At 55.0% G+C, this 13,074-nt stretch carries 11 protein-coding genes, 1 tRNA gene and 1 pseudogene; 6 read left to right on the top strand and 7 right to left on the bottom strand.

Annotated features, from left to right (window positions below):
* Positions 1-284: 284 nt before the first annotated feature.
* A complete protein-coding gene (locus tag GGD40_RS11650; RefSeq protein WP_179743797.1) occupies positions 285-2,378 on the top strand; it encodes an AAA family ATPase in 2,094 nt (697 codons plus the stop codon).
* Between the two features lie 298 nt (positions 2,379-2,676).
* Entirely contained in the window at positions 2,677-3,459 is a 783-nt protein-coding gene (locus GGD40_RS11655; RefSeq protein WP_179743798.1) for a hypothetical protein, read from the top strand.
* 59 nt (positions 3,460-3,518) lie between these two features.
* Here GGD40_RS11655 and GGD40_RS11660 read toward each other — a convergent pair.
* Positions 3,519-3,679: pseudogene (locus GGD40_RS11660) on the bottom strand (DUF736 family protein); the annotation flags it as partial.
* A 378-nt stretch (positions 3,680-4,057) separates the two neighbouring features.
* Between GGD40_RS11660 and GGD40_RS11665 the strand changes: the two are divergent.
* The 4 genes from GGD40_RS11665 (at position 4,058) to GGD40_RS11680 (ending at position 7,753) form a co-directional block, all read left to right on the top strand.
* On the top strand, positions 4,058-4,678 hold the full coding sequence (locus tag GGD40_RS11665) for a hypothetical protein (protein ID WP_179743799.1): 621 nt from the start codon (positions 4,058-4,060) through the stop codon (positions 4,676-4,678).
* Positions 4,656-6,086: an FAD-dependent oxidoreductase gene (locus GGD40_RS11670; protein ID WP_179743800.1), complete on the top strand. Its 1,431-nt coding sequence runs from the start codon at positions 4,656-4,658 to the stop codon at positions 6,084-6,086. The genes GGD40_RS11665 and GGD40_RS11670 overlap by 23 nt, the downstream gene beginning before the upstream one ends.
* 508 nt (positions 6,087-6,594) lie before the next feature.
* Entirely contained in the window at positions 6,595-7,344 is a 750-nt protein-coding gene (locus GGD40_RS11675) for an FRG domain-containing protein (protein WP_179743801.1), read from the top strand.
* Between the two features lie 211 nt (positions 7,345-7,555).
* Entirely contained in the window at positions 7,556-7,753 is a 198-nt protein-coding gene (locus tag GGD40_RS11680) for a hypothetical protein (protein WP_179743802.1), read from the top strand.
* Between the two features lie 128 nt (positions 7,754-7,881).
* Here GGD40_RS11680 and GGD40_RS11685 read toward each other — a convergent pair whose 3' ends face one another.
* The 6 genes from GGD40_RS11685 to GGD40_RS11710 all read right to left on the bottom strand — a co-directional run bounded on the left by GGD40_RS11685 (position 7,882) and on the right by GGD40_RS11710 (position 13,036).
* Positions 7,882-8,184 (bottom strand): hypothetical protein, encoded by a 303-nt coding sequence (locus tag GGD40_RS11685; protein WP_179743803.1) that lies wholly within the window; start codon positions 8,182-8,184, stop codon positions 7,882-7,884.
* Positions 8,185-8,425: 241 nt separating this feature from the next.
* The gene (locus GGD40_RS11690; protein WP_179743804.1) at positions 8,426-9,697 is read right to left on the bottom strand and encodes a YagK/YfjJ domain-containing protein; all 1,272 of its coding nucleotides are present in this window, start codon (positions 9,695-9,697) and stop codon (positions 8,426-8,428) included.
* Between the two features lie 212 nt (positions 9,698-9,909).
* Positions 9,910-11,343 (bottom strand): DUF3987 domain-containing protein, encoded by a 1,434-nt coding sequence (locus GGD40_RS11695; protein WP_179743805.1) that lies wholly within the window; start codon positions 11,341-11,343, stop codon positions 9,910-9,912.
* Positions 11,343-11,603 (bottom strand): hypothetical protein, encoded by a 261-nt coding sequence (locus GGD40_RS36900; RefSeq protein WP_257030397.1) that lies wholly within the window; start codon positions 11,601-11,603, stop codon positions 11,343-11,345. The genes GGD40_RS11695 and GGD40_RS36900 overlap by 1 nt, the downstream gene beginning before the upstream one ends.
* A 189-nt stretch (positions 11,604-11,792) precedes the next feature.
* A complete protein-coding gene (locus GGD40_RS11705) occupies positions 11,793-12,812 on the bottom strand; it encodes a hypothetical protein (protein ID WP_179743806.1) in 1,020 nt (339 codons plus the stop codon).
* 148 nt (positions 12,813-12,960) lie between these two features.
* Positions 12,961-13,036 (bottom strand) — tRNA-Ala (locus tag GGD40_RS11710).
* Between the last annotated feature and the right edge of the window lie 38 nt (positions 13,037-13,074).

Here is a 13,074-nt window from a genome sequence, read left to right on the forward strand (position 1 = left end):
CTCCCGTAGCGGCTTGGGAGATAAACCGCTCGTAAGCCGGAATATGGCGCCGCGCCCATACGGGCGGCATTTTTTTTGCCGCTCGAAGCTGTTACCGGCCAAGATTGGGCCTTCGTCCGCTGCGTGCCGTGACATTCGGGTGCAGCTCTACTTCCGAACCGGTCAAGCAGCTCGTGCAGGCTGACGCCAGCGCAGATACTCCGTCGAGCTTTCCTATTATCATGTTCAACTAGGGTGCGCAGGCATCGGTTGCGCGCACATATAACAACCTCGACGGGGGCAGGATGAAGTTGATCAAGTATCGGGTAACGAATTTCCGCTCCGTGAAGGACAGCGGCGATATTGATGCCGGCAACGTTGCCGCGCTGATCGGTGTCAACGAGTCAGGAAAGACGAATTTGCTGCTTCCGCTTTGGAAGCTCAATCCTGCCCGCGAAGGCGAGATTCAACCGACATCTGACTACCCAAAGACGATGTTCGCAGATGTGCGTGCCAAGCCGGGAGACTTTCGATTCATCAGTGCCGATTTTGATGCCAGCTCTCTCAGAGACAAGCTGGTGGCGTTGACGAAACTGGATGCTGCACAACTGGAGGTTGTGCGTGTTGACAGGTACTTCGATGGAAAACATGCAATTTCGTTTCCGCAGTTTGCGCCCAAGACAACCGTCGCCGCCTCGGAGATCAAGAGCGAGTTGACGACCTTGACCACAGACGTTGAGCGAACAGACGCGCTCAAGAGCGAAGAACCTCTCAAGTCGACGATCGTTGGCGCTGTTCGCGCTTTGGCCGAGTCCATCTGCCAAGACTGGGCTACGCAGGACCTCGATACCGCCATTGAGTCGCTGAATAAGTTGTTGCCAGACCAGCCAGCCAAGACGTCGACGATCGTTCCTCGTACGCAGCAGACGATCGACGTCCTGACCGAATGGTTGTCCCACATCAGGTCGCCTGCCCCCGAAGACGTCGAAGGCATTCGAGATCTTGTCTTGAAAGCGCTGCCTAAGTTTGTCTACTACTCCAACTATGGAAACCTGGACTCGGAAATTTATCTCCCGCATGTGGTTCAGAATCTCGAGAGAAAGGATCTGGGGGCCAAGGAGGCGGCGAAAGCTCGGACCCTCCGCGTGTTGTTCAGCTTTGTTCGCCTCCAACCGAAGGAGATCCTTGAACTTGGCCGCGACTTCAAAGACACGAGCAATCAGAATCGGCAGCCCACCGAAGACGAGATTGCAAAAATCGCTGAGCGCAAGCGAGAGCGCTCCATCCTGCTACAGTCTGCGGGCACGACTTTGACCAAGGAGTTCAAGTCTTGGTGGAAACAAGGCGACTACCGGTTCCGATTCGAAGCGGACGGTGATCACTTCCGCATCTGGGTGTCGGATGACCGGCGTCCGGAAGAAGTCGAGCTTGAGAATCGCAGTACGGGGTTGCAATGGTTCCTGAGCTTCTACCTCGTGTTTCTAGTTGAAAGCCAAGGCGACCACGAAGACGCCATTCTTCTGCTTGATGAGCCAGGCCTATCCCTTCATCCCCTCGCCCAGCGCGATCTATCGGCCTTCTTCGATGGGTTGACCAAGACCAACCAGATCATCTATACGACGCACTCGCCTTTCCTCATTGATCCCGACCGGTTGGATCGGGTGCGGAAGGTCTATGTCGCTGCGGATGGCTCGACCGAGTCTTCGCCGAATCTGCGTCAGTCAGGTGCGGACCCGGCACATGCCGGTGCAGCATACGCCGTGTACTCGGCACTAAATCTGAACGTCGCTGAAAGCCTGCTACTGGGCTGTCGTCCAGTCGTTGTCGAGGGCGCCTCCGATCAGCACTATCTGACGATGATTAAGGTGCTTCTTATCGGTGCGGGGAAGATCACACCTCGCCGCGAGCTGGTGTTCCCGCCCGCAGGTGGAACCAAGACGTTAAGGATCACCGCTGGAATTTTAACTGGCCGAGACGAGACGCTCCCGGTCGTTCTACTGGATGGCGATCACATGGGCAGCAGGATGGCGGCAGAGCTGAGCAGCGGCCTCTATAACGGTGAGGAGAAGAATGTCCTATTGACGGACGAATTTGTTGGCTTCCAAGGTTCAGAGTTGGAGGATTTGATTCCCCATCAGCGCTTCGTGGACGCTGTAGATCGCGTTTTTCGCGCCCCGGAACAGCAGTTCTCGGAAGTCGCCTCGATGGGAAAGCCCATCGTGCCGCAGGTTGAGGCGTGGGCTAAGCGCGAAGGCATCGAACTCACGCCGGGCTGGAAGGTGGAAGTTGCTAAGCGCGTGAAGGCCATCTTGCTGTCGAAGGGGATCGACGATGTCAAAGACGATCTGATTGATCGATGGGTACGGCTCTTCGCCCGGTTCGAGCCGTCCGTCAATTGAGTGTCAATTCGCTCGGTGCCTTCGATCTGATGCCTCACTCGGAAGAGCACTAAGCTGCCCTTCCGTACCTTGCTGTCGTTCTAGGCTATCGGATCTATCAGCCGTAAGCATCCACAAACACGCCACGCTGTGGACTGTCTCTAGTCTGGTAGACAAGTCTGACCGGGGTCGGCAAGCTGTCCGGGTGAAGCTTCGGAGCGCCCCTCTGCGAGGGGCTACATCGTGCAACAACCGGACGAGCCGCGAACCATTTCGAGCGCCAGTCAAGCGCACGATGCACTTTTACTTCCATACGCCTATGCAACAGATGCTCGGCAATCTCCTCGGTCTATTGAAGATGTATCGCCTGAAACGACGAGGCGTCTTTTCTACAGCACCCGATCGTCGAGTCCAGCCGGATCGAAACTTCAAGCGGTATTTCGCCCTGATGCAGCAGATCTCAGTGAGATTTCGTGCCATCAGAAGGATCCTTTCATCAAGGGCAGCGTTGCTAAGGAACGACGACCTAGACAACGAAGTGCTGTGGCTTCAGCTCAGAATGATCATTGAGCTCGCGACGTTCGGCGCGGTGGCCGCCGACGAGAAGGGGTATGCAGCTCGGCGGATGGACGCTAGGAATCCCAAAAGCTATACCGAAGATGGAAAGGTGAACAAGATCCTGCCTGCGCTCAAGTCTGTCAGTCCCATTTTCTATCTCCCAATCCCGTTGGAAGACGCCGTGATGCTGGATGATGCAGGGACGTTTCACTTGAACAACGATAGCACGACGTTCGCGGACGCCGATCGACTGATCCAGATTCACAACCGCGCGGGCGAGCACCTTCACGCTCACAACCCGCTATCAGCCAAAAAGCACGCCGAAAATACAGCCCGCGTAAAGGCGTCGCGGCAGGCCTTCTTGGAAGACTACGCCTTCGTCTGGAGCGTGCTGAAGATCCATATGAAGGCATGCCTGGTCTTCGACGAGGCGTCTGGTCAGCCCCTCGATCGCGAGAACCCGGACCTTTTTTGGTTTGTGTATTTCGACGAGTCCATGCGCGGCCCCGGCGTGACCATGCTCAAAAGCAGTCCGAGGGATTGAGCGAGAGAAGCTAGGTCACGGCAATGCGCCCCGCAAAAGTAGAGCGCCTAAGGCGGCGATCAATCGCCCTTGCTGCGCGACCAGATCAGGTTGTGCGCGTCGTCCTCGCCCTCGACGAAGCGGCATAGATGGTGGCCGGGAACGACGGGGCGTCCAAGGTCACTGAGAGATACGGACTGTCCGCCGTCCAACTGCGCTTCTTCCAGCCGGCACCGATGTCGAGCACGCTTTGCGCAACGAATCACAACTTTGGGTCGGACTGAGTCCGACGACGACCGGCTCAGTCCGGCCGATAGTGTTGAAAAAGTCGCTGGCCATCTCTATTGCGAGGTTTTCAGGGGTCTTCTTACCATTGACAGGTATGCGCGAGCGGTTTGTGAGCCGATCTGAAAGGTCGATTTTCACGCGGGAAAACTGAAAAACCACGCAGCGACTTTTTCAACAGTATCGGCCAAAAAGAGCCGTTGACTAGCCACAGAATGGTGCACCAGCAGGTCGCACCCGCACCGTTTATACAGTACAGTGGCCGTCGTGCCCTTTGGATAGGCAAAACTCCCGGCCGCCCCCGGGGCTTGATGCCGCAAATTGCAGTTGCGGCGTGGGCAAGCCGACGGCAATTAAAACCGACGAGGTTGACGTTTTGGATCCTATCGACGAAGCAATCCTGTTTTTCCTTCTCACGGTGACGTTTGCGGGGCGTAGTCAGATAGACCCCCAGATACGTGCGTTACTTATTGATACGAGCGTCGCGGACATCGTCGCGCGCGACGACAACGTAACGGTTCAGGAAGCACGCGGCTTTGAGGAGAGATACGCAGAGTTCGTTCGGCGCCTAAATGACCGGATGGTTCGGACGGGCATATCGCAACTGAGTGGCCCGCTTGGAATTCATGATGAGCCGGGGTTGACGCGCAACCTGTCTTTTGTCTCAACGAGACAGGACGACAGGTCGGTCATCCAAACGATAGAACGAACGCTACGCGAATGGCTGCAACGCCGCGCTGACGATCAGGCCGGCGTTCCGGCTACATCTCAAACTGTTCTGCCTGGTGCTGGAGCGGAGCTCCCCGTGCGCGGGTCAGTTGCGGAGCCGTCGACTAGGAATGAAGCACTTGCCACCGTTTTTTCAAATACTGCCAAATTCGCTACCGACCCCAATGTCGGCGTTGTCAGCTTCGATAGGCTGAAAGAAATTTATGAGCGTGAAACAGGTGTCTGACGAGAACAAGGCAACTGCCGGATGGTTTCCTCTGGTCGCTCACAAAATCGCGGTCCGGACGTTTGATCTAAGCACGGGTCTAAATTATGTAAGCATCAAGGACCAGATAGTCCGGGCTTGCGCACTCATTGACAGTTTGGCGGAAGCACGGATTCTCAGACCGCAAGCGGGGACTCCCTCCTATGAATATGACCTTATCGTAGTGGGAGCCGGCGCGGCCGGGGTGAGCGCCGCATGGCGTGCCGACTGCTATGGAGCCAATACACTGCTTGTCGAAAGTGGCGCGGAGATGTTTTCGGTACAACGCCGGTGTACCCACCGGCATGTTTCCATGTCGATGTACGACTGGCCCGAAATCTTCGCAACATCGGGCGCCTTTCCGTCCCTTGGTGGACTGCCCGTCGTCTCATCAACTCCTGAAAAGCTCGCCGAAAGCGGATTTCCGTGTGTTGCAGCCCCTGGACCGCCAAAGAGGGCAGCAGATCTAGTCAAAGAATGGGATGCCCAGCTTCAGAAATTTCCCCTGAAATGCGAGCGGCGTTTTAATACGCATGCGACGCCTGTGCCACCTGGCAAACACGGAGTGCTGTCGGACAGCTCTGGTTATGTGATGGTCACTCTCTCGACCGCGGGCAGCGAGAGCCAAGTGTTCTCATCGAACGTCGTGTTCGCCACAGGTATCGGTGTTGAGCGAAAACTGAATGGCGGCTATGCCTCACCGCCCTTCTGGAGCGATGACGAACGTGCACCGTGGCTGCCTGGAGCCTCACTCCCTGGCGAGACAGTTGTAGTGTCCGGTGCAGGAGACGGCGCCATCCAAGACGTCATCAAATCGCTGCTCGTGATTCATGACGGTGATCTCATCCCGGTGGCCGAGTCTCTTTTCCTCAAGAAAGAGATGACAGCAGTCAAATCGAGAATACTGGCGATCGAGCGACATGCCGAGCGCCAGTTGCTCTGGGGAGTGCACGAGAATGATGTATTCAGGGCAATGCAAAGGTCCTACTGCGCAATCGTTAATGAAATTCAGCCCAGCCGCATTCAGAAGTGGAAGAAGCAATACCTAAGGCCTGTTGGTCCATCGGTGAAATGGGTGATGATCGAGCCCAAGGTCTTCACAAAAACGTATCCACTCAATCGACTGTTGGCTTCAGTACTGTCACGTGAGGAGTTCACTCCGCGCATGACGTTCGTGCAGGGCAAGCTGGCTGACATATCCAAGAACCCGATGTCCGAGTTTTGGACCTGTTTTCTGGAAGATGGCGCGACGCTCACGTCAGACTACCCACCGATGCTTCGTCATGGCATTGAGGTGAACGTAGAGAATGGCCATGACGATGAAGACCTGAAAACGCTTCGAGCGGCGATCTCAAGAGCACCAGTCCCATTTAAACCATTCGATTTCTGACCGTCACGAAAGCCCGAATTGCGTTGCTTGTTCATCTGGAACGCTGTTCGATAGTTACCAAAGAAGGTGTCGCATCGCACGTCTATTACAAAGTTTCGGATTTGCATACATAAACGCGCGTTACATCAGACAACCTTGATATCACCTAGAAAAGCATTCGCGGAGAGCCGCAGTTTCTTTGCGACGAGTGACCGCCAGGGCGTCGGCCGCCGGAGATTTTTGCTTGCGGGACTACGTTCAGAAAGACGGTGACGCCACAATGCGGTATCGTTCCGAACCTAGCCGGATGTGCCACCACAACCACTGTGGATTGGACGCTGTCTGCCGTCGAAGCCGCAGGCTAAGTCCACATACTCATCCGAGAAGCAGAGCGTTAACCATCGGATGGGGTATCGGAAAAATGCCCGCCTCGGGGGACTTGTTCACAATTACAAGGCAAAATGTCGGGCTGGCACAAACCGTCTAAACGGTTCGCCACGCAAGGGGAAATCTAACCGATGGGAATCGAATGACCGATACGGAACAGGAGCTTTGTTCGTTTGAAGATGTGCGCGCTGTCTTGAAAGATATCTCTCTTGATGACGGCCACTACTTTCGTGGCGAGCGGCGCAACGACTATTCGTTGATCCCCAAAATTGGTCGGCTAACAAGTGAGCCGAAGGAGGCGGAGCCCGGGAAACTAATCCTTGATCTCCGGTACCCAGTCACTGTAGTCGACGAGCGTGAAGCCTTTCGACGATTTAAAGCCGCCGCACGCCCGCATCTTATCTCGCCACCAAGCGATGATTGGGACTGGCTGGCACTCGCGCAGCATCACGGGCTACCCACTCGTCTTCTAGATTGGACAACAAATCCACTTGTTGCGTTGTATTTTGCTATCTCCGAATTTGCGGATGATTCTTGGTTGAGGAATGAGAGGGCAAATTCGCCAAATTACAACGGAGGCGCCGCATTTTATGTCATGCGAGTCAAACATCAGCCTCTCGACACAAAAAATTGCGATCCATTCACTAGCGACGGCTTGTTCTTTCCAAGTCACGTTAGTCCACGAATCACTTCGCAAGGCGGTCTCTTCTCGATTCAGCAAAAGCCACATGCAGCATTGCGGTGGGGCCGAATAAGAAAGTTTCATATTCCGTTCTCGGCGAGAATGGATATAAAACGTGAACTTGCTCTCTTTGGGATGACACATAGCTTTATCTATCCTGGACTGGAAGGAATCACCAAGGATTTGCAGGAGCGTATTAACAGCTTTTGACGACCCATTACTCATTCGAAAAATTACACCGTGATCTCATCGCCGGAGGTGAGATCACAGCAACGCGCAGAAAGCTGCCGCTCTGCAAATCAGCTGGCTGGCGGCCGTTTTGCGTCCGACATGAGTCAAGCTCCGAAGCCGCGCTGTGGCTGCGCGAGTGGCTGCGATGATTCGCGTCGATGAGATCTAGCTGGCACTCGATCTGCTGGACATGCAAGCCGGCTTCGACACGGCGCTGGCGCGCGAAGTGAAAGTGTCCGAACGAAGCGCCCCTTCCTGGCTGGATGTCAATGGCGTGGTCACGTATGTGTACATGGAAGTCTCGACTGCTGTTGGCCTGAACGCCGCCGTGATCGACAACAACAACTACCTGATGGTCGGCGTCCAAACCACCGCACCGCAGTATTAGGGAGGTCTAAAAGACCACCTACCTCTCATGGGGTAGGTGGTCTTATTTTTTGCAGCCGGATTCACGAAGGCCGACGACTCGATCTACTGAATCGCACATCGGCGGTGAAGCCGCGGTGCGCAATACACCTACGCTTTACTGCGACGCATCGCTTCTCGTACCTGCGAGACATCCTCTGCAGGCTGACCGGTGACTGCTATCGCCTCACGCTCCTGCTGGATCTCTGCGAGCCAACTCTTGAAAGTGACAGGCGCAATACCGAAGCCCCTGTCCTTCAGCTTCCGGATGATTCGTGCATGAGATACGCCTGCATCAATCAGTTCCTGAATGGTCTCGTACATATCGCGAAAATGTTGCCTCCTGGGATCGCCGCGATGCTCAGATAGCAGGCCGCGTAGTGCGGCAATATCCTCTTTCAGATCATATTGCATGGGGACTTTCGATGCCGTGGGTACTCGGTTCACATTCGGTCGCATGGGGCCTTCCATCTGCGTTCATAGTGTGTTCACGGATCGCTCTCGCTCCGATCGCAACTTGCGATTTCCGTAATAAATCTGAAAAAATCGGCCTTACGGGCGCGTATCCAAAACAATCCTCCAAGCGCACACGTACCTTGCGGATTGTTGGGGATATGGCACGCGCGGGCCACATCATTTTTTTCGCGCCTTTATTTCAAATTCCGGAAGAATCGCTCGCCGTCGGCTCAACGCCTCTGGTACGGGGGCGACCACGTTTTTGCCCGGTCAGCTCCTTCATCTTGCCGTGCAGGAACATTTGCGACTTACCTGCATGCTTGATGCGCACGAGCTGTGTTACCTTCGCGAAATAGGAAACTGCCGTCCACAGATGCTTGCGCTTTTCGGTATCGTAGTGATCGATCAACCCAACGCCGACGTTCTTATACTTCCCTTGCGCTGCCTTCAAGTTGCAACTGAACGCGTACCCTCTGCCCTTCGTAATATCTTCCTGCCAATATTTGGCGATCTTCAGCGAGTACCCTACATCATCCTGCACCTTCGATCCGTCGAAGAAGAAGCACACGTGAAAATGGTGTCCAGCATCCCGTGAATACTCGATGCGGCCGACGTAGCCGACCAGATGCTTAAATATCGAGCGCTTGCCTTTCATGTTCTGCTTCAGGTGCCACCAGTCTTCCTGCAGCTCTGCAAGACTGACCCATCGCGGAATTTCTTCGTGATGGACAACACCGTTCATGAAGGCTTCATGTTCACGCTCAGAACGACCTTGCATGGCGTCACGACGCTCTATTGCCTCCTCGATACTGGCACACGCCGTCTTGTGATACTCGAAAACCATGTCTACGACCATGATCCTTGCAAACCTATCGAATAGGTAGTTCAAGTAGGTGACGAGGTAGTTCAGATTGTTTTTGCCATTGCTTTTCCAGTCGCTGATACGCTTCCTGATCTTGACCCTCCGGGCTTCTTCGCGCAGCGCCAGTACGAAGTCGTTCGCCATCTCGGCAAAGCGTGGATCGACGTCTCGCCTGTCATCTTCACCGAAATCACCGCCGATCCAATCGACATGCGAATACTGGCTGATCTCGTGCTTGCGATACTGCTCAAAGAAGAATTCTAGATCAGGGGAATACGAGAGCGATGGATCGCAGAGGCGAGCATACGCAGCCAGCCTCTTGATGTCGTAGGCCACGCTCCGCACATCGACACGACCGCTGCTTCTGACCTTGTAGGGCAAAGCATCGCTGTCGAGTACTTTCTTCATGAAGGTGATGAGGGAATGCAGGTGTGCTGCATTGATCGGGATCTTATACGCTTTACCGTCTGTTCCGCGTATCTGGTTGGTCACTGCTGATAGCGTAGCAGTAGCATGCTCCATGTCTTCATCATGAGCTTCTGCATGACTTTTCCTATCGTGACGATCCTGTTGATCGTTCTTTCCATCATATAGTTTTGTTTGATACATAATTAATTATCCTTATTAAATTATTGATATCGGTTATTGGATGTGATACTTGTGAACCCATCTATTAACCACGTTCAATAACCAAAATTCGTGCTGGCTCAAGCACGGGGGAATTCGCCGACGATCGAGCGGCAAACCGCTGCCTTTTTCCGTGCATTTATGCTTCTGACTGATATGCTCAAACATGCCGACCAGCCACGGCAGCAAAATGATCAGCGGATGCCGCCGCGCCCCAGTACGTTCACCAGATCATCAGGCCGGATCAGGTTGACGTAGCCATCCTTGACATACACCTGATCTCGCCTGCAAAGCGAGCCCAAGGCCGTATTGAATTGCATCGGGCTGACTAGGCCAATATTGAAGGCTTCGTCACGCAGAACCCGTTGCGCGATCTTGTCCCGCACGCGCAACTCGTAGAACAGGAACTCGAAAAGTCGATCGGCGTCCTTGTGAGCTTTATCCAAGTTCTGCGATCCGGCATTGATCAAGCGAGAAAAATTGTCGAAGCTCCACAGGGCAATTTCCTCCGCGCATTCGATGCGCTCCGGCGAGATAGGACCGTCCTCGTCATCGAATTCATGATGGCGGGCAGCATGCCGGATGATCTGTTCGGGCAGCTTGTCGAGGCAGGCTCGCTCACTGTCGCTCATTCCCTCGCGGCTAATGCTGTTCACGCGGCGCTCAGCGTTCTCAAATGCGCGGCAGGCTCGTGACGAGAGCGTCAAAACCTTGCGCCCCTCCCAGCCTGTTTCTTGCAGGCGCACCTGCTCGTGGAAAAAGTGCGTTCCTCGGTCGAGGAATTTCTGCAATTCGGCGATTTCGGAAATCGCCGGCCTGTTCTCTGGCGCGGGTTCGACCATCGATTCGTCCACGACGTACCACAAGAAGCGCCCTGCCAAACCACAGTTGAGAAAATGCTTGCCCGTGGGTGTCTGAAAGAACTCCTGTAGCGTGAGGTTCTGGATCGGTAGGATCGTCGTGATCGCGGGCTGAATCAGTTGCACGCCCGTGCCTTTACGCGAGTAGCTGGTCGCGACGCCGCTCCATGACGAGCACATCAATCCGGCCAACGTCTTATCCAGTTGACTCAATAACGCGCGACCTTCATCCGAGTACACGAAGATTGCCCTATTGAGTTCCACTTGGTCGATAACAGCGGAGTACGTAAAATTCTCAAGGCGACGAGGCGGGGAGGGAGGAGCCTTGGGACGATTGCGTTCGAGATCAATCAGCCGGTTAGCAAGTGCGTCATCCCGGGGAAGTCCCTTGGCGGCCCGCTTGCTGATCCCGCGCTCAGTGCCGGAGTAGTCAGCTTGCCATGCCGTCATACGGCCTTTGTGTTCTTGCCACGCGGAGAGCGTCGAAGCATCGTGCGCAGCTACCGCGCTGGCGCGATGTTCGATGAACGGCCGGCTCGCCGGCGTTTTGCCGGCGCTCGACGGAGCGCATACCGTAACGTATGTGCTGGAATCGAGGAGCGTACCGTCCGGCGTCTTGACAACCGCGCATGGTCCAGCGGCCTGAGAAACATAACCGTCCATGTAGCCAGCCGCCGGGATTTCAAAGGCTGCTGTACGTGCCCATGCTTTAATGATGGCTCGTTCCGTTGACGACAGCGCGTGCAGGGGGAAAGGATTGCCTTGCATCACGCAGCCTCCGACTGTGCGGCGAAGACGTGCGGCCACTTCAAGCGGCGATTCGCGAGCTTCAGTGGCCGGATGCCGAAATAGCTACCGGTCTGCGCATACCGTTTGCGGACCGATTGCGCTTTCACGCCATTCAGCTCGGCGAATTGGTCGGTATCATCGGTGAAGCGGCTGACCGCATCGAGGTCGAGGCAGTCCGTTGGACGGATCGATGAAAGGCCTTGCGGCGTCGAAAATGCGGGATTGTTCAGCTGGACCATGTTGGACTCCAATGGGAGCCACGCAAAAGGTCGTGTTTAGGCGCCGCCCGCGTGCCGATTTCCGCAGTCAACGCCGAAACACTTCGCCATGCGTGGCGTCGTAGATCGGCATTGACATGATCGACTGGGGTGCTAGTGGGGCCGCAAGGTGGGGAGGTGGGGTATTTTGCCCACGACTCACAGGTGAAGTTACCTTTTGAAATTGCCTTTGTTGACGACTGTAATCAGTCCATCTCTACTTGCCGATATCCATGCCTCGTCAAACGGATCATCCCCCGCGCCGAATCGATCTAGGTGGTTAGCTTTACACCATAAACGGATTTTGTTCTTGTGCCCTTCTGGCTGGCCCACCGAGATTTTTCTTGGATCAATTCCCAGCGCTTTCGCACCCGCTTGTATGGCTTCGATCTGCTTCCTACGTCGCTCGCCGTATTTGATCAGTTTGGAGGGATCATCCGGACCTACTGAAACTTGCATGCCGAGCCCTTTCTCGCCAGTCATTTCACTGGCATTGACCGACTGCTCGAACTGCACCCTCAAGCTCGGCATGTCATCGCTGTTCACACGTAGCATTTCAGCTCTAGCAATGCCGCCATCTGTTGTCAAAGGGAACGCCGGAACCCAAGCAATCCGAGTGGCCAAGGATTCGATCCGTTCAGCCAGCCTCGCGACCTGTCCTTCCGGCCACCTGATTTTCAATTCGGCAAGATGCCGCTTTACCCGGTCCGGGCAAATATAGCCCTCGGGTCTCGCTGACTGCTCTACCTTGACCTTCTTGACGTCAGCGGGATGCAGGATTTCGTATTCGCCATATTGCAGCCTGTCCTGAAATATTGGCGCAACGCCATCCACGCGCCCCAACAAGCTGGCGTGCGGAACGCCACGCTCAGTCACCGGCCACACATACAGCCCTTCATGCAACACCGGCACATAAAGCTTCAGCTTTCCGGTTACCCCTTTCTCTAGCAAATCATCCGGCTCACGCCCCAGCTGTTCAGCGGCATCTACTACGGTTAGATAGGCGCGCTTGGCCGGCGCATCTGTCTGCCTCAAGAATGCCAAGGCCTCTTGTTGCCGTACCTTCGCTTGCTCTTCTTTCGCGGCCAATGCTTGGGACTTTACCTTTTCCCATCCCGCTCGGCCCACTCTCAGATCTAGCTCCATTTGAGGGGCCGGCTCTGACTGGCGATTGTTTTTGCCTTCATCCATAACGACATCATCCAGCGGGAGCAGAACGGCAAGGCGGTGGAAGCTTGACGTGGATCTGCGAGGTCTAAATCTGGTTACATACCGGTTACATCAACCAGAAAAATGAAAAAGGGTTACAGGAAAATTACCTGTAACCCTTTGAATTCTTTGGTGGAGGAGAGGAGGATCGAACTCCCGACCTTCGCATTGCGAACGCGACGCTCTCCCAGCTGAGCTACCCCCCCAACGTGCGAACAATTCTAGCACAGGCATTTTCCATTTT

It is taken from the genome of Paraburkholderia bryophila (assembly GCF_013409255.1).
In the GTDB taxonomy this organism is placed as follows: Bacteria; Pseudomonadota; Gammaproteobacteria; order Burkholderiales; family Burkholderiaceae; genus Paraburkholderia.